Below are 17,563 nucleotides of genomic sequence, written 5' to 3' on the forward strand. Positions count from 1 at the left end.
GGAGCCTGAGCGGCGCCCCGGGACGACGAGCCGGGCGGCGCCGGCCAGGGCGTGTTGCGAAAGTCCCTCCCCCACTGCCTCAAGTGCGGGAGAGGTGCCCTCCGTCTCGCGACGCCCTCCGGGCGGACGACGCTGCTTTCGCGACATGCCCTAGGCGTCGATGCGGGAGCGGTCCAGGGTCGCCGCCGAGCTGGAGATGAACTCCTTGCGCGGCGCCACGTCGTTGCCCATCAGCAGGTCGAACACCTGCTCGGACGCCTCCAGGTCGGAGAGGTTGATCCGGCGCAGGGTGCGGTGCCGCGGGTCCATCGTGGTCTCGGCCAGCTGGTCGGCGTCCATCTCGCCGAGGCCCTTGTAGCGCTGGATGGAGTCCTTGTAGCGGATGCCCTTGCTCTGGAACTCCATGAGCTTGTCGCGCAGTTCGCGGTCCGAGTACGTGTAGACGTACTTGTCCTGGCCGCGCTTGGGCTGGATCAGCTCGATGCGGTGCAGCGGCGGGACAGCGGCGAACACCCGGCCGGCCTCGACCATGGGCCGCATGTAGCGCTGGAACAGCGTCAGCAGCAGGCACCGGATGTGGGAGCCGTCCACGTCGGCGTCGGTCATCATGATGATCTTGCCGTAGCGGGCCGCGTCGATGTCGAACGTGCGCCCGGAGCCGGCCCCTATGACCTGGATGATCGCGCCGCACTCGGCGTTCTTCAGCATGTCGGTCACGGACGACTTCTGGACGTTGAGGATCTTGCCGCGGATCGGCAGCAGTGCCTGGAACTCGGAGTTGCGGGCGAGCTTGGCCGTGCCGAGCGCGGAGTCGCCCTCGACGATGAACAGTTCGCTGCGGTCGACGTCGTCGCTGCGGCAGTCGGCGAGCTTGGCCGGCAGCGAGGAGGACTCCAGGGCCGTCTTGCGGCGCTGCGCGTCCTTGTGCTGACGGGCCGCGATACGCGTGCGTGCGGCGGCGACGGCCTTCTCCATGACGACGCGCGCCTGAGCGGCGGCGTCGCGCTTGGTGGAGGTCAGGAACGCCTTGAGCTCCCTGGCGATCACGGTGTTGACGATCCTGCGGGCGGCCGAGGTGCCGAGCACCTCCTTGGTCTGGCCCTCGAACTGGGGCTCGGCGAGCCGGACGGTGACGACGGCGGTCAGGCCCTCCAGGGCGTCGTCCTTGACGATGTCGTCCTCGGCGACGCGCAGCATCTTCTTGGTGCGCAGCACCTCGTTCATCGTCCTGGCGACGGCCTGCTCGAAGCCGGCGACATGGGTGCCGCCCTTGGGCGTGGCGATGATGTTGACGAACGACCGCAGCGTCGTGTCGTAGCCGGTGCCCCAGCGCATCGCGACGTCGACGCCGAGCTCGCGGGTGACCTCGGTCGGCGTCATCTGACCGTGGTCGTCCAGGACGGGCACGGTCTCCTTGAAGGTGCCCTGCCCGGTGAAGCGCAGCACGTCGCAGACGGGCTTGTCCGTGGCGAGGTACTCGCAGAACTCGCTGATGCCGCCGTCGAAGCGGAAGGACTCCTCGCCCTTGCTGCCGCCCTCGCCGAGGCCGTACTCGTCGCGGACGACGATGGTCAGGCCGGGCACCAGGAACGCGGTCTGGCGGGCCCGCTGGTGGAGCGTGTCCAGGGAGAGCTTGGCGTCCTTGAGGAAGATCTGCCGGTCGGCCCAGTAACGCACCCGCGTGCCGGTGCGGGTCTTGGGGACCCTCTTGGTCTTGCGCAGGCCGCCCGCGGCCTCGAACTTCGCCTCCGGTCCGCCCGTGGCGAACGCGCCGGGCACGCCGCGGCGGAAGCTGATCGCGTGCGTGCTGCCGCTGCGGTCGACCTCGATGTCCAGGCGGGCGGAGAGGGCGTTCACCACGGAGGCGCCGACGCCGTGCAGACCGCCGGAGGCGGCGTAGGAGCCGCCTCCGAACTTGCCGCCGGCGTGCAGCTTGGTCATGACGACCTCGACGCCGGACAGGCCGGTCTTGGGTTCGACGTCGACCGGGATGCCGCGGCCGTTGTCGCGCACCTCCACCGAGCCGTCGTCGTGGAGGACGACCTCGATGTGGTCGCAGTAGCCGCCGAGGGCCTCGTCCACGGAGTTGTCGATGATCTCCCACAGGCAGTGCATCAGGCCACGGCTGTCGGTCGATCCGATGTACATGCCCGGGCGCTTGCGTACGGCCTCGAGCCCCTCGAGGACGAGCAGGTGCCGCGCGGTGTAGTTGGAACCGTCCCGGTCTGCTCCTGCCAGCAGCGCAGTGGACGGCACGGACGTATCGGCGGTCACGCGGTTCGCTCCTCGCTGAATTTCACGGTGGGCCCTTATGGGTAAGGGCGCGGCTTCGGTCGCCGCCAAGAGGGTACCGAGGCCTGGTAGAGCCGTTGTAACGCCACCCTCGTCCGAAACTCACAGTAGTCCAGACTCGCATGGATGTTCGATCCCTCGATGGGGTGAAGTACATATCACGTTCCCTTCGAGGCATGAACCATTTAGGCTCCGGGCACGTCCTCATGAGCAAACCGGCAATCCAGCCGGGAGGACCGGACCATGACCGACAGCGCGAAACCGTAAGACACATCAGACACGCAATACGGCACATTCGCCGCCAAACCGGCAGCAGACGGCCACCTCGGAAAGAATTTTCCGAGGAGAAGCCACGAGCGGGAACGTTTTGGGGCTGGTTGGATGTTGACCCTGGTACGACAGCTCGTCGAGCTAGAGAAGAGGCGACGTGACTACTGTTCTGACCCCCGCGAGCCCGATGACGGCCGCTGACCGCTGCGACCGCTGCGGCGCACAGGCGTACGTGCGCGTCGTCCTGCTCAGCGGCGGAGAACTGCTCTTCTGCGCCCACCACGGCCGCAAGTTCGAGCCGGAACTCAAGAAGATCGCCGCTGAGATACAGGACGAGACGGAGCGGCTGACGACCGTTCCCGCATCCGCCTCCGAAGAAGAGCGCTGACAACCGACGCGTTCGACGACGAGCCAGACCGGCTAGGCCGGCACGCGGGCGGCCGCCCCTGATCGCCAGGGGCGGCCGCCCGCACTCGTGTTCCCCGCTTCAGCGGGCCGCGCCCGGCCGGCCGGCGGCTGCGGCCTCGGCGGGCGTGGAGCCGGAGCCGGCGGCCAGGGCCTCCTTCCAGGCCCGTACGACGTCGGACACACGGGTGTAGACGCCAGGGTTCCCCGCCTCCCCGCAGCCGCTGCCCCAGGAGACGAGCCCGATCAGCCGACCCTGTGCGATCAGCGGTCCGCCGCTGTCGCCCTGGCAGGAGTCGTGCCCGCCCTTCGCCTCCCCCGCGCACACCATCGTCTTCGCCATGTACCTGCCGTCCCGCCCGCCGGGGTAGGCGGACTCACAGGAGCTGTCGGGCAGGACGTGCACGCGGGCCGCTCTCAGACTGTGCGGGTAGGAGCCGCCGCCCGTGGTGTCACCCCAGCCGTAGACCAGGGCCTCCGTGCCGGGCTGGTAGGCCGGGTCGCCCGTGGCGGCCATGGCGACGACCGAGGCCTGGGGCAGGGGTTGGGCGAGCGTGAGGACGGCGAAGTCCCCGGAGTTGCTCTGGGTGTCGTAGGCCGGGTTCACCCAGACGCCCTTCACGGCGATCTCCCGGCCTGCGCCGGTGGAGAGGTCGGTGCGACCCTCCACGACCTTCAGATCGCGCGCTCTGGGCGCTCCGAGCACTTCCTGACCCATGCAGTGGGCGGCCGTCAGCACGGCGGACGGGCCGACGACCACGCCGCCGCAGAACTGCCCGGACCTCGTACCTCCGAACCGGTCACGGCTGGACAGCGCCACCGTCCACGGCGAGGTGGACACATCGACCGGGAACCCACCCACGACCACCCCGTCGGCGGCCGCCGGCACGGCTGTCACCAGGGGTATGGCCATCGCCGCGGTCGCCAGGACCAGCGGCCGGGTCAGCGCCCGGACCAAGGGACGACGCATGCGCGCTCCTCACTCTGAAGTGATCGATGAACACCCAGGGTGATCCAGTGCGCGCCGACGCGCACCCGCGCGCCGCACGGCAGGCCGAAGGCCCGGCTCCACGAGGGGAACCGGGCCTTCGGCGTCGGGCTGTGACGTCGACGCCGGCCGGGCGGCGTCGGTCGCCGTCTAGTCCAGGTAGTCGCGCAGTACCTGCGAGCGCGACGGGTGGCGCAGCTTCGACATGGTCTTGGACTCGATCTGGCGGATGCGCTCACGCGTGACGCCGTACACCTTGCCGATCTCGTCGAGGGTCTTCGGCTGACCGTCGGTGAGACCGAAGCGCATGGAGACGACGCCGGCCTCGCGCTCGGAGAGGGTGTCGAGGACGGAGTGCAGCTGCTCCTGGAGGAGCGTGAAGCTGACCGCGTCGGCCGGGACGACGGCCTCGGAGTCCTCGATGAGGTCACCGAACTCGCTGTCGCCGTCCTCGCCCAGCGGGGTGTGGAGCGAGATGGGCTCACGGCCGTACTTCTGGACCTCGATGACCTTCTCCGGGGTCATGTCGAGTTCCTTGGCCAGCTCCTCCGGGGTGGGCTCGCGGCCCAGGTCCTGGAGCATCTGGCGCTGCACGCGCGCGAGCTTGTTGATGACCTCGACCATGTGCACCGGGATGCGGATGGTGCGGGCCTGGTCGGCCATGGCGCGGGTGATCGCCTGGCGGATCCACCACGTGGCGTACGTGGAGAACTTGTAACCCTTGGTGTAGTCGAACTTCTCGACCGCGCGGATCAGTCCGAGGTTGCCCTCCTGGATGAGGTCCAGGAAGAGCATGCCGCGGCCGGTGTAGCGCTTGGCCAGGGAGACCACCAGACGGAGGTTGGCTTCCAGGAGGTGGTTCTTGGCGCGGCGGCCGTCCTCGGCGATGATCTCCAGCTCACGCTTGAGCTTGGGGGCGAGCTTGTCGGCGTTGGCGAGCTTGTCCTCGGCGAACAGGCCGGCCTCGATGCGCTTGGCGAGCTCGACCTCCTGCTCGGCGTTGAGCAGCGGGACCTTGCCGATCTGCTTGAGGTAGTCCTTGACCGGGTCGGCGGTGGCGCCGGCCGCGGCGACCTGCTGCGCGGGCGCGTCGTCCTCGTCCTCGTCGGACAGGACGAAGCCGGCGTTCTCGGTGCCCTCGGGCTCGTCGCCGGCCTTGGGGGCGGCTTCCTCGAGGACCTCTTCCTCGATGAGCTCGACGTCGTCCTTCTTGGCGGCGGTCTTCTTGGCCGCCGTCTTCTTGGCCGGGGCGGCCTTCTTCGCGACCGCCTTCTTGGCGGTGGTCTTCTTGGCTGCCGCCTTCCTCGCGGGGGCGGCTTCCTCGGCGGGGTCGTCCACAGCGGGCGCGGCCGGGGCGGCCGGGGCTCCGGCGGTGGCCTTCCTGGTGGTCACCGTCTTCGCCGCGACCGTCTTGGTGGCGGTGCGCTTGGCCGGACTCTTCGCTGCGACGCTCTTTCGGGTGCGCTTGGGCTCCGCGGCACTGACCATCAGCGTCACACCCTCTTCCTCGAGGATCTGGTTGAGGCTGCGCAGTACGTTCTTCCACTGAGTGGCCGGAATCTGGTCAGCTTCGAAGGCCCGACGCACATCGTCGCCGGCGATCTGCCCCTCAGCCTTTCCCCGCTCAATGAGCGCCATGACAGAGACGGACTCGGCGATCTCCGGCGGGAGCGTACGGGATGTGCTGGCCGACACGAACAACCTCTCGGAACGTTGGAAAACGACTTCCGGCCCCGTCCACTGCGGACAGGAGCCGACCACCGGCCTCGGGGACGGGCCGACGGTGCGGGCGGGGGCCGGGAAGATGCACAGCGCCTTGTACGGCGTCCGTATTCCCTCCGCGGCTGTCACCTCTTAGGTCATCGCGTTGTTTCCATGAGCGTTACGCCTAATCTTCGTGGCCCGAGTCACACCGCGTAAGCACTCAAAAACGGTCAGACACGGGCACTTATGGTCACCCGCGACGTCTACCCACGCGACCGCCGCCCAACCGGCCTCTTCGCGCCGTCGGACCCCGCGGCCCCTTGGCGGGCACTGCGGGGTCCGACGGACGGGGCGGGGCGCCGGCCGTGAGGAGGGGCCGGAAGACGACGGGGCACGAGACCCCGACCACACCGCCCGCGGGGGGTGCGGTCAGTGCTCGCGCGGCGCCGGCACGACTCGCTCGACCTCGGGGTGGACGGTGAGCAGCTGACGCATGGCCGCCTCGGCTCCGGTGCCGTCGCCCGCGGCGAGCGCGTCGACGATTCTGCCGTGGTGCGACAGGGACGCCTCGTTCGGCCGGTCGCAGCCGGTGACCGGTCCGCCGGAGACCTGGAGGGCGGCCGACACGATCCCGGAGAGGTGCTCCAGCATGCGGTTGCCGGCGATCTGGATGAGCAGGGAGTGGAACTCGGCGTCGGCGCGGGAGTAGGTGAGCGCGTCACCCTGCCCCATGGCGTGTCCCATGATCTCGACCATGTCGGACAGTCGCCGCTGGACGTCCTCGCGTCCGTGCCCCGCGGCGAGGCGGGCGGCGAGCGGCTCGATCGTCCAGCGCAGCTCGGTCAGCTCGCGCCGCTGGTCGTCGCGCTGCGGACCGAAGGCCCGCCATTCGATGATGTCGGGGTCGAGCAGGTTCCAGTCGCTCACGGGACGCACGCGCGTGCCGACGTTCGGGCGGGCGCTGACCAGGCCCTTGGCCTCCAGGACACGGAGCGACTCACGGACGACGGTGCGGGACACCTCGAAACGCTGGCCGATCTCCTCCGGCACGAGCGGGCGGTCGGCGCCCAGGTCACCGGAGACGATCATCTGACCGAGCTGCTGGACGAGTTGGCCGTGCAGTCCGCGGCCGCGGCTGCCCGCGGCACGTCGGCCCACACGGCCCAGCTCGGGGTCCGCGCCCTCCCACACGGGAGCTCCGACGCGCTCGGTGACGGGCGGCTCGGCATAGGGGTAGCGGTCGAGTTCGCCCGGGCCGGCCAGACCGGAGTCGGCGGAGCGGGCGGCGGTCATCATGGTGTGCGCAAGGGTACTCACGGAACCTTTGTCGGCGCTGCCCCCAACTGCCTTGAGGGCTTTGGTGAAAAGCGCACGAAAGGGTGATCGCTCACCCCGTCGGAATTGACGCCTTATCGGAAAGAAATGGGCTTTCTGTGGGGAAGTTGCGCACATGTCGGGATCGGGTGCGCACGGTCCGCGGTCATCGCGCGCGACTCCGCGCGGTCGTAAGCAGGTAGGCGCCGAGCAGGCAGGTCAGGGACAACGCCAGTGCGCCGCCGAAGGGTTGACCGATCACGCGGACCGCCCCGGCGAGGTAGCGCTCGCCGCCGAAGGGCCACTGGAGAAAGAACACCTCGCGCAGCCGCACCGAGAGTCCGGCCGCCGTCCGCACGGACACGCCATGGACGACCTTGTGTACGACGGGTACGACGACCACCGGCACGGCCGCCACCGCGGCGAGCCCCGCCGTGGTGGAGCGGAAGACACCGGCCGCCAGAACGCCGGCCCAGGCGCAGCCGACCACGAGCCCGATCCAGCTCACGCTCAACTGGGCCCAGTCCGCGGGAACCTGTGCGTGTTCCCGCCCGTAGAGGAGGTAGAGCACTTCGGCGTCGCAGCCCACGGTGAGGAAGGCCAGCGCCAGCGCGGTGAAGGCGGCGACCGCCAGTTTCGCGGCCAGCATGCCCAACCGGCGGGGGACGGTGCCGCGGTCGGCGGCCAGCGCGGGGTGGCGGAACTCGTCCCCGAAGGCGAGCGCCCCGAGCAGTCCCGCTCCGAGCGCGGCGGGGGGCAGCGGCAGTTCGACGGGCCAGGCGGCCAGCAGACGCCCCTGCGTGGTGTGCCCGGCACGCGCCAGGAACACGGCGGTGAGGGCGGAGACGAGGAGCACGACGGCGCCGGTGACGAACCCGGTGCCGACGCCGGCGGCCCGACGGAGTTCGTAGCGCAGTGGGCGCAGAGGGCTGGGAGCGGGGCGCACGGAGATGGGGGGCGGCAGGGTGACTCCGCGGTCGCCGGGGCGGCGGCGCGCGGCGGTCCGCGGGGGTTGCTGCGCCGGGGGGCGGGTGACGTGGGGCGCGGAGTCGGGCGTGATGGACGTGGTGGATCTGGTGGCGGGCGTTTCGGCGGACGGCTCGGCTGGGGTGCCGGGGGAAGAGGTTGCCGCCGGGGCGGGGGATCCCGGCACGGCGACCGCGGAGCGGCCTGAAGCGCTCGTGGCCGCCTCGGGGCGGGCGTCGTGGCTGTCGCTCGTGGCCGCCTCGGGGCGGGCTTCGTGGCTGTCGCTCGTGGCCGCCTCGGGGCGGGCTTCGTGGCTGTCGCTCGTGGCCGCCTCGGGGCGGGCGTCGTGGCTGTCGTCGGCCGGGGCGGCGGTTCCCGCGGGGGCCGACCCGCGTGCGGGCGGGGCATCGGACGACGGGCGAGCGAGGGCTTTCGCGGATGCCGCGACGGGCGCGTCGGCGACCGGGGCGTCGACCGGAACGCCTTCGGGTGAGGCGTTGGCCGGGGCGGCAGCCGAAGCGCCTGGGACCGAGGCGTCGGGTCGGGTTGCGGACTGGGCGGCTGCCGTCGCGGCGTCGGCCGGATCGCGGGCGGGTCGGGCGGAGCCGGCCGACGGAGTCGTCCCCCGGGGCGGGGCCGGCGGAAGTTCGGCGATCCCGGGGGCGCCCGTTCCCGCTCCTGGGCCCATGTCGCCCACCTCGTCCGCGAGTTGATGGACGAGGACGCCGTGCCGGAAGGCGGTGTCGCCGACGGCGGCGCAGGTACTGCCGTACACCGACAGTCGGTTGCCGTCCTCCTGGACCACCTCGACGGAACGGTGTCCGGTGCGGGCCTCCTTCGTGAGGAGGGCGGCGAGACGGGCGGCGTGGGGGCTGCGGACGGCGACGCGTGGACGCAGCCGGGTGCGGGCGAAGTCGCCCACCTCCTGGTCGGCGACGAGCCGGCCCTCGTCCAGTGTGACGACCCGGTCGGCGACGCGGATGGCCTCCTTGGGGTCGGTCGTGGTGGAGAGGACCGTGCCGCCCTGGTCCGCGTGGGCGCGCAGCATGCCGTGCAGCCAACGGCTTTCGCGCTCGGAGAGCCCCTCGGCGGGCTCGTCGAGCACAAGGGTGTGCGGGTCGGCGAGGAGGGCACAGGCGAGTCCGAGGCGACGGTCCATACCCCGGGAGAGGGTGCCGAGTCGTTCCTCCCGGAGGCTGACCAGGCCGACCGCTTCCAGGACTTCGTCGGCCCGCCGGGCCGGGACGCCGGCGGCCGCGCACAGCATGCGCAGATGACCGCGGACCGTGCGTCCGGGATGCCCGGGCACGTCACCCAGCAGGACGCCGACCTCGCGCGCGGGGTGAGCGACGCGGTGCAGAGGTCGGCCTCTGAAATAGGTGATGCCACAGCCCTGTTGGAGTTCGAGCATGAGTCTCAGCGCCGTGGTCTTGCCCGCGCCCGGCGTGCCGAGCAGAACGGTGACGCGCCCCGAGCGTGCCTCGAAGGACACGTCGTCGAGGGCGGGCGGGAGCTCCTTGCGCGGTTCGCTGGTCAGTCCGAAAGCCTGGATCACCCGTAGCAAGATAGCGCGTTATGTCCGTTTTCTTCGGTGCGACTCCCGTTTCACACCTCGGGCCGCAGCATCGGCGGATTGAGCAGGGTCGCACCGCCGGCGCGGAAGAGTTGGGCGGGACGGCCACCCTGCCGTGTCGTGGTGCCGCCCGTCGGCACCAGGAAGCCCGGCGTGCCGGTCACCTTGCGGTGGAAGTTGCGCGGGTCCAGGGACACGCCCCACACCGCCTCGTAGACACGGCGCAGTTCCCCGACGGTGAACTCGGGGGGACAGAACGCCGTGGCGAGCGAGGAGTACTCGATCTTGGAGCGGGCGCGTTCCACTCCGTCCGCGAGGATCTGGGCGTGGTCGAAGGCGAGCGGCGCGACCGGTTCGCCGTCCCGGCCCTGACCGCCACGCTGAAGCAGTTCCTCGACCGGCGCCCAGCGGGCGTTGCTGGCGTCACCGCCGGCTCTGGGGGCCGGCAGGTCGGGGGCGAGCGCGAGGTGGGCGACGCTGACGACACGCATCCGGGGGTCACGGTCGGGGTCGCCGTAGGTGGCGAGCTGTTCCAGGTGGGCGCCATGGGCCTGGGCGGGGGCGGAGGGATCGTGCGCGTGCAGTCCGGTCTCCTCGACCAGTTCGCGTGCCGCGGCCTGGGAGAGGTCCTCGTCGGCCCGTACGAAGCCGCCGGGGAGAGCCCACCGGCCCTGGAACGGCGGCTCGCCCCTGCGGACCGCCAGAGCGCACAGGGCATGGCGGCGCACGGTCAGCACGACCAGGTCCACGGTGACGGCGAAGGGCGGGAACGCTGACGGGTCGTAGGGCATGCGGCGATCATAGTCGTCTTCCTGACGATAAACAGGTCACGCTTCCCATTCGCAGCCCGTCGGGCGCTTCCTCGACAAGGGCGGTTCCGGCCGTCAGGGCGGGCGTGTCCCCTGGTGTGCTCCCGCGCTCACCCCGTGCCCTCCGGGCAGTTGTCGCGCCGCCGGACGGTCTTGCCCGCGGGGCGGGTGCGCGGGCGGGAACCGGAGCGCCCTGGGGCGGGGCGATCCGAGAGCGGGCGATCCGGACCCGGGCGTTGCGGGGCCGCGCGCTCCGAGGCGGCGGGGCGGGGGCGGCGACGTCGGCGGTCGGGCCGGGGGCCGCTCTGCGGGTCCTCCTCGCCCTCGGGGCCGCCGTCTCCCGGCGCGGTCCGCTCGGCGTGGCCCCGCCGTTCGGTGCGCAGGAAGCTTCGTACGGACTCGGGGTCGAGACCCTCGTTGCAGGCCTGGTGCAGGAGGCGGGCGAAGAGGTAGTCGGGGTCGGCGCCGAGAGCCATGGCGAGGGCCTCCCGGGCTTCGAGTTCGTCGCCGGCGGACCAGGCGACCCAGCCCGCGAGGGTGAGGGGCGCCGCCGCGTGCTCGCCGTAGGGTCCGACGCAGCGGCGGGCCAGGGCACGCCACAGACGCAGCGCGGGGGCGGCTTCGTCGCCCTCCATCCACTGGGCGGCGCGGTCCCGGGTGGTGCGGTCCTGGAGCCCCAGAATCAGCGCCGCCGCCTCGTCGGCGCAGAGCAGCCGGTCGTCCCGCCGGTCCGCTTCCAGGGCGTCCGCGAGGGGAGGAGCCGCCGCGAGGCGGCGCATGGTCAGCTCGGCCAGCTCGATGGTCTCGTCGGCCACGATCGCGCGGTTCTCGTCCTCGACGATCCTGGGCACCAGCGCCATGCTCGCGGTGTCGAGCGCCACCTCCTGCTCCAGCGCCGCGCCCGTCTCCAGCGGGAGCAGCCGGGCCCGCAGCTCGCGCAGGGTGCCCCGGACCTGGATGCCGGCGTAGGTGGCCGCGGCGGCCACCACGGACGTGCCCGGCAGGCCCATCGGGGCGCCCTCGGGCGGGCAGCAGCCCTTGCCGCCGCAGCAGTACGACCAGAAGCGGCCGTCGGAGATGCACAGCGCCTCGATCACGGGGACGTCGAGGTCGCCGCACTCCTCGCGCAGCCGCTGGGCCAGCGGACGCAGCCGGTCCATGGTCTCGCGCCCCGTCTCGCCGTCGCCCGGCTCCTGACAGAGGTAGGCGACCATCTGCGCGGGCCGGGCTCCCCGGCGTTCGCTGCCCCGCACCAGACCCTGCGCCAACTGGCGGGCCGCGGCCCGCCAGTCGTCCGGGCTGGGTGGGATGCCCAGGCGGGCCCGGCCGCCGAACCTGCCCCGCCCGCCGCGGTCGTGCAGGGCGACCAGGACGATGCTGTCCTCGGGCCGGTAGCCGAGCAAGTACGGGAGGGCGTCGGCCAGTTCGGTCGGGGTGCGCAGGGTGACCTGATGGGGTGCGCCGGTGTCGTCGTCCGCCGCGCGTCCGTGGGACGGGACGTGGCCGTCGTACGCACCCCCTCCGTCGAACACCGCCCCGCTCACGTCGCCGTTGTCGGAGCTTCCGGTGGTTTCGCTGTGATTCGTCATGCCGAGACGATCTCGCGGATCGCAACCCTCCGCTTCGGCCTGTGGACAACTCCGGTCAGGGGCACGTCACAGCGGAGCCGTGCCCGCCTCCGTGAGCGCCGTGAGAGCGACGGAGGCGACCGGCTGCAGGGCGCCGTGGAGGTGGATCAGGCTGTCCCCCGTCCAGGGCCCCCCTGGACGCTCGGCCTCCTCCCTTCCGCCCGTCACCGCGTGGTTCACCGCGCCCACGATCAGGTGGTGGTCGCCGAGGCGGATGCGGTCGTGGCGGGAGCAGACCAGCCAGGACAGACAGTCGTCGAGGAGAGGGACGCCGTGGGGCCCGGTGTGCCAGCGGGTGGGAGGGGCGAAGCGGTCGACCCCCCGGGCGGCGAAGCGTGCGGCGAGGTCCGCCTGGTCCCCGGCGAGGACGTGGACGCCGAACCAGCGGCAGTCCTTGACCCGGGCCCAGGTCGAGGAGGTGTCGGCGAGGGCGAAGGAGACCAGCGCGGGTTCGGCGCTGAGAGAGGTCAGCGAGGTGATCGTCACGCCCGCGGGGCCGGCGGGCGTCATCGCGGTGAGCACCGCCACCCCGGAGGCGTACGGGCGCAGCGCGGCGCGCAGGGTCGTCCCTTCGACGGTCATGGCTGCTTCCCGTCCGCCGGAGAGCCGCCGGAGCCGACGGGCCGGGCGGAGCCGAGGGACCCGCCGCCCGCGCCCTCGGAACCGGAGGAATCACCGGAACCGGGTCCGCCGGAACGACCTGGTCCGCCGGGACCGGTCGAACCGCTGGAGCCGACGGAACCATCAGGATCTCCGGAGTCGATGCGCACCGGCCGCAGCGCGATCGCCGCCGCCACGGCGACCGCCACCAGGATCGCCGAGCCGGTGAGCACCGCGATCTGCAACCCGTCCGTGAACGCCTCGACGCTCCCCTGTCTGAGCGTCGTCCCCGCCGGCTCGGGCAGGGACTTGGCGACCTCGACCGCCGCCTGCAGCGTGGCCCGGCCGGCCTCGGCCGCCTCGGGGGGCAGGCCGGGCGGTATGACGTCCTCCACCTCGTTGCGGTACACCGTGAGCGCGATGCTGCCGAGCATCGCGATGCCGACGGCGCCGCCGAACTCGTTGCTGGTCTCCGACAGCGCGGACGCCGAACCCGCCCGTTCGCGCGGCGCGGTGGCGACCACGACGTCGGTCGCCAACAGGACGACCATGCCCACGCCGAAGGTCATGACGCTCGCGCCGGTCACGATGACGGCGAGCCCGTCGTCGGAGCTCACCAGGCTCATCACGGCGAAGCCTGCGGCGGCGAGGAGGAGACCGGTGCACACGACGACCGCGGGCCGTACCCGCCGGGCCAGCACTCCCGCCACCGCGAGGCCGACGAACAGCGTGCCCACGGCGGGCAGTTGCCACAGCGACGCGACGAGCGGCCTCAGTCCGAGCACCGACAGCGCGTACTGCGAGGTCAGCATCATCATCCCGAGCATCGCGAACTGCACCACCGTGGTGGTGGCGATGGCGGTGCTGAACGCGCGGTCCCGGAACAGCGAGGGGTCGATGAGCGGATCGGGCGAGCGGCGCTGACGGCGTACGAACAGCACACCGACCACGATTCCGGCGAGGACCGACGCCACCGCCCGCGCGTCGAAGTGGCCCTCGGCGAACCGTTTGGCGCCGTAGACCACCGGCAGCACCGCCGCCAGCGACAGCGCCGCACTGAACAGGTCGAACCGCTCCGGGCTGGGGCTGCGGTACTCCGGCAGGAAGATCGGGCCGAGGATCAGCGCCAGCAGCATCACCGGAACGTTGATGAGGAACACCGAGCCCCACCAGAAGTGCTCCAGCAGCACTCCGGCGGTGATCGGGCCGAACATCGCGCCGGCGGCGAACCCCGCGGTCCACAGACCGATCGCCGCTCGGCGCTGCCCCTCGTCGTGGAACATGTTGCGGATCAGCGACAGTGTGGACGGCGCCAGCGTCGCGCCGGCGACCCCCAGCAGGGCCCGGCTGGCGATGAGCAGCCCGGGGCTGGTCGAGTAGGCCGCGAGGACGGACGCCACGCCGAACCCGGCCGCGCCGAACATGAGCAGCCTGCGCCGTCCGATCCGGTCCCCGAGCGCGCCCATCGTGATCAGCAGGCCCGCCAGCAGGAAGCCGTAGATGTCCATCACCCACAGCACCTCGGCGGTGCTGGGCGAGAGATCGGCCGCGACGAAGGGCACCGCGTAGAACAGCACGCTGATGTCCATCGCCACGAGGACGCAGCACAGCACGATCACCACGAGGCCCAGCCACTCGTGGTAGGTGGCCTTGCCGTGCGGGTCCTCGGTGTCCTGGGCGGAGGTGGCGCCGGGGGCCCCGCTCATCGCGGACCGGCCCCGGCGGCCGCGCCCGTCGTCGCGCCCATGACCGCCTCGGTGACCGCGGCCGACGGCGACGCGGCGCACGTCGTGCCCGCCGGTGGCGTCTTCCCGGTCACCAGGTACGCGGCCTCGTGGGCGCGTGCGCAGGACGAGTTGAGGATGCCGGTGTGGCCGTCGCCGTCGACGGTGAGCAGCCTCGCGCCGTCGATCTTCGCCGTGACCCGCTGGGCCCATGGGTAGGGGGTCGCCGGGTCGAACCGGGTGTTGACCAGCAGGATCGGCGGCGCGCCGCGGACCTTCAGCGGGGCCGGCGGATTCGCGGCGGCCACCGGCCAGCCCAGGCAGCCGCTGGTCCAGTCCCAGAACTCGGAGTAGCGCCAGGTGTGCGGGGCGACCGCCCGCAGGTGGGCGGCCTGGGCCCGCAGGTCCGGGTAACCCCGGGTGCCGGGGGCGAAGTCGTGGCAGCCGACGGTCCGGTAGGCCGGGTACTCGGGCTGGAGGAACGAGGCGGGGGCGACCAGGTGGGTGGCGTCGGCGTCGCCGGCGCGTCCCGAGGCGGCGGCGAGCGCGCCGGCCAGGAGCGGCCAGGTCGAGGGCTGCGTCAGGTAGATGTACGCGCCCCCGGCGAGTTCCTCCGCGGTGACGGCCCGGCCGAGGGCCGCCGCGGGGACGCCGGACGCGCCGCCCTGGTGCATGACGGCGTCGTACACGGCGACGGGGTCGGTGTCGCGCAGGGCGCACTGCTCGGCGCCGCGGCACCACCGGGCGAACCGGCGCAGTGCCGTCTCGATGGCGCGGGCCTCGTCGACGGCCGCCCGGCGGGCCGGCAGGCTGTGGTCGACGACGCCGTCGAGGACCATCGTCCGTACCCGGCCCGGGTGGCGCTGGGCGTACAGGGAGCCGATCTCGGTGCCGTAGGAAAGCCCCAGCCAGGAGATCTTCTCCGCGCCGAGGGCCCGGCGCAGGGCTTCGACGTCGGAGACGACGCTCGCGGTGTCGACGTGGTCGATGAGCGGGCCGGTCGCGTCGCGGCACGCCCGGCCCGCGGTGCGGTTGAACCGCTGCAGCTCCGTGTAGGCGGCCTTGGTGCGCGGGAAGGCGCTGACCGCCGGGTCGTGCAGCGGCCGGGGGCAGCTGACCGCGGTGCTGGAGCCGACGCCGCGCGGGTCGAAGCCGATCAGGTCGAAGCGGTCCCGCAGCGGCTCGAACTCGGGTGCCGCGGTGAGCAGGTCGCTGTAGGCGACCACGGCCGCGCCGGAACCGCCGGGCCCGCCGGGGTTGAACAGCAGCGGGCCGATCCGCCTGTCCGGGGCACGGGCGGGAAGCCGGGACAGGGCGAGGGTGATCTTCGGGCCGGTGGGCTTCTTCCAGTCCAGCGGCACCTGTACGGCCGCGCACTGGGCGTCGGGCACCGAGCCCTCACCGCAGCCGGTCCAGGCGATCTCCTGCGTGGCGGCGGCGCTCGGCTCCTTCGCCCCGGCCGAGCCCGGCAGGGCCACGGCGAGGGCCGCGGTGCAGGCCGCGACGGCGACGGCCCGGACGCGGCGGGACCACCGCGCACGATCTTGCGACATGTCTCTTCCTTCGTCAGTCAGACGTCTCTGGCGACCACGGCGATGAGCGAGCTGCCGGCGGGGGCGGGCAGGCGGCGGGTGAGCCAGTGGTCGAGGCGGCTCAGCCCGTACATGAGGTGGTTGACCGGGCGCGCGGGGGCCTTCACGAAGTGGCTGTGCTCGGAGGCCTCCGCCTTGAAGAGCAGCCGGCGCAGGAAGAGCGGCAGCACCGTCCACGCGTAGTAGTAGCGCATCTCCAGCACCCGCAGCCCCGCGCTCTCCAGGGCGGCGCGCAGGGAGGCGCGGGTGTAGCGCCGGAAGTGGCCGCTGAGTTCGTCGAACTCGCTCCACAGGGCCGTCAGGGCGGGCACGGTGATGACGCCCCGTCCGTCGGGGCCCAGCAGGGACGCCACCCGGCGCAGCGCCGCGCCCTGGTCGTCGATGTGCTCCAGCACGTCGAGCATGAGCACCAGGTCGTGGTCGGCGCCGCGCGGCCGGCCCTGCGCGAAGTCGGCGACCTCGATCCTCGATCGCCGCGGTGAGTCGGGGGCCACGAGGACGCGGTCCGGTTCGATTCCCTCGACGTCGCCGAAGGGTTCCAGCCGCCGCCAGATGAACCCGTCGCCGCAGCCGACGTCGAGGATCTTCGCCCGGCGGCCGTTCCACCGGCCGTGCTTGCCGACGTAGTGCAGCACCTGGTGCTCGCGGGCGCGCCACCACCAGTGGGTGCGGTAGATCTCGCCGTAGACGCCGCTGTACGCGGCGTCCATGAGCGTGGAGTCGGCGGCCGGGTCGGCCGCCGCCCGGCCGTGGTCGTGCGTCGCCGGATCGGCCTTCATCAGTTCTGCTCCGTGGGTTCGCCGGGGCCGTCGGTGCGGGAGGCGAGATGGCTGCGCTCGAGTTCGCGTTCGGAGCCGCGCAGCGAGACGATCTCCTCGAAGCTCGGCATGACCGGCTCGCCCTCGCCGCCGACCAGGCTGCGGGTGACGTCCGACAACAGGGCTTTGAGCGCCACCGGGTTGCGCAGCAGCGCGTGTCCGGAGACGGCGACCTCGATGACGTTGCGCTGGTCGAGGTTGGCGGCCCCGAAGACGGAGCGGACGTCGGCGATGTCGACCCAGTCGTCGTCGGCGGCGACGAAGTTGCGCACCGGGATGTTGAGCACCGACAGCGCGTCGACGGTGGCGGACATCTCCCACCAGTCGACGACCCTGGTCTCGGCGACGATGGGGCGCGGGTCCACGGAGTGCTTGTCGATCTGCACCCGGTCGGGCAGGTCGTCGAGTTCCCGGTCCAGGTAGTCGACGCCGAGCACCTCGACGAGGGTCTGCCTGCCGTTGACCACGCCGAGCATCAGCGCGATGTTGTCGGCGCACTTCTTGTCCGCGGCGAGCTGGAGCACCGGCAGGGCGGACAGGCTGGTGGCGACCATCGAGACCGCGTCCACCCCCTCGCGTACGCGCACGGTGTCGACGACGCTCGTGAGGGCCTGCATCAGCTGGGTGAGGGAGTAGTCGACGATCTCGCCGTCGCTGAGCCCGACGTGGTCGAGGGCGTCGAACCGGTACACCGTGGCCCCGTTGTGCACCAGCATCAGGGCGAGCACCCCGGAGCTGCGCATTCGCTGGCCGAACCCGGGCGCCATGACGACGACGGGTCCGGTGGCGTCCTTGTCCGGCGGGCCGTCCCGCCACACCGCGACGGTGCGGCCTTCCTTGGTCCTGACGTCGAAGCACTCGGTCGGCATGGCGTTTCCCT

The 17,563-nt window shown here is 72.2% G+C and carries 13 protein-coding genes; 1 reads left to right on the forward strand and 12 read right to left on the reverse strand.

All coding sequences use genetic code 11. The features are described from left to right. Positions 1 to 150: 150 nt before the first annotated feature. A complete protein-coding gene (locus ACIRS4_RS13735; protein WP_404194434.1) occupies positions 151 to 2,274 on the reverse strand; it encodes a type IIA DNA topoisomerase subunit B in 2,124 nt (707 codons plus the stop codon). Between the two features lie 445 nt (positions 2,275 to 2,719). On the opposite strand from ACIRS4_RS13735, the gene ACIRS4_RS13740 reads away from it, so the two are divergent. Beyond that, positions 2,720 to 2,950, forward strand: coding sequence for a hypothetical protein (locus ACIRS4_RS13740; protein WP_404194436.1), 231 nt, complete (start codon positions 2,720 to 2,722; stop codon positions 2,948 to 2,950). A 99-nt stretch (positions 2,951 to 3,049) separates the two neighbouring features. Here ACIRS4_RS13740 and ACIRS4_RS13745 read toward each other — a convergent pair whose 3' ends face one another. The 11 genes from ACIRS4_RS13745 to ACIRS4_RS13795 all read right to left on the reverse strand — a co-directional run bounded on the left by ACIRS4_RS13745 (position 3,050) and on the right by ACIRS4_RS13795 (position 17,552). Continuing rightward, positions 3,050 to 3,937, reverse strand: a complete 888-nt coding sequence (locus ACIRS4_RS13745; RefSeq protein ID WP_404194439.1) for a S1 family peptidase — start codon at positions 3,935 to 3,937, stop codon at positions 3,050 to 3,052. Positions 3,938 to 4,105: 168 nt separating this feature from the next. Then, positions 4,106 to 5,650, reverse strand: coding sequence for an RNA polymerase sigma factor (locus ACIRS4_RS13750; protein WP_351337850.1), 1,545 nt, complete (start codon positions 5,648 to 5,650; stop codon positions 4,106 to 4,108). A 438-nt stretch (positions 5,651 to 6,088) separates the two neighbouring features. Continuing rightward, on the reverse strand, positions 6,089 to 6,976 hold the full coding sequence (locus tag ACIRS4_RS13755; protein ID WP_404194442.1) for a FadR/GntR family transcriptional regulator: 888 nt from the start codon (positions 6,974 to 6,976) through the stop codon (positions 6,089 to 6,091). 163 nt (positions 6,977 to 7,139) lie between these two features. Then, positions 7,140 to 9,494: an ATP-binding cassette domain-containing protein gene (locus ACIRS4_RS13760; protein WP_404194445.1), complete on the reverse strand. Its 2,355-nt coding sequence runs from the start codon at positions 9,492 to 9,494 to the stop codon at positions 7,140 to 7,142. Between the two features lie 50 nt (positions 9,495 to 9,544). Next, positions 9,545 to 10,303, reverse strand: a complete 759-nt coding sequence (locus ACIRS4_RS13765) for an NUDIX domain-containing protein (RefSeq protein WP_404194448.1) — start codon at positions 10,301 to 10,303, stop codon at positions 9,545 to 9,547. Positions 10,304 to 10,431: 128 nt separating this feature from the next. After that, positions 10,432 to 11,910, reverse strand: coding sequence for a DUF4192 domain-containing protein (locus tag ACIRS4_RS13770; RefSeq protein ID WP_404194451.1), 1,479 nt, complete (start codon positions 11,908 to 11,910; stop codon positions 10,432 to 10,434). Positions 11,911 to 11,976: 66 nt separating this feature from the next. After that, the gene (locus tag ACIRS4_RS13775) at positions 11,977 to 12,531 is read right to left on the reverse strand and encodes a flavin reductase family protein (RefSeq protein WP_404194454.1); all 555 of its coding nucleotides are present in this window, start codon (positions 12,529 to 12,531) and stop codon (positions 11,977 to 11,979) included. Then, on the reverse strand, positions 12,528 to 14,255 hold the full coding sequence (locus ACIRS4_RS13780; RefSeq protein WP_404194456.1) for an MFS transporter: 1,728 nt from the start codon (positions 14,253 to 14,255) through the stop codon (positions 12,528 to 12,530). Before ACIRS4_RS13780 ends, ACIRS4_RS13775 begins: the two co-directional genes overlap by 4 nt. Further along, the gene (locus ACIRS4_RS13785; protein ID WP_404194458.1) at positions 14,252 to 15,826 is read right to left on the reverse strand and encodes an alpha/beta hydrolase; all 1,575 of its coding nucleotides are present in this window, start codon (positions 15,824 to 15,826) and stop codon (positions 14,252 to 14,254) included. Before ACIRS4_RS13785 ends, ACIRS4_RS13780 begins: the two co-directional genes overlap by 4 nt. A gap of 17 nt (positions 15,827 to 15,843) precedes the next feature. Then, positions 15,844 to 16,644, reverse strand: a complete 801-nt coding sequence (locus tag ACIRS4_RS13790; protein WP_404194461.1) for a class I SAM-dependent methyltransferase — start codon at positions 16,642 to 16,644, stop codon at positions 15,844 to 15,846. Beyond that, entirely contained in the window at positions 16,644 to 17,552 is a 909-nt protein-coding gene (locus tag ACIRS4_RS13795; RefSeq protein ID WP_404194464.1) for a hypothetical protein, read from the reverse strand. Before ACIRS4_RS13795 ends, ACIRS4_RS13790 begins: the two co-directional genes overlap by 1 nt. Positions 17,553 to 17,563 lie beyond the last annotated feature (11 nt).

Source organism: Streptomyces sp. NPDC101166 (genome assembly GCF_044768125.1).
Lineage (GTDB): Bacteria > Actinomycetota > Actinomycetes > Streptomycetales > Streptomycetaceae > Streptomyces.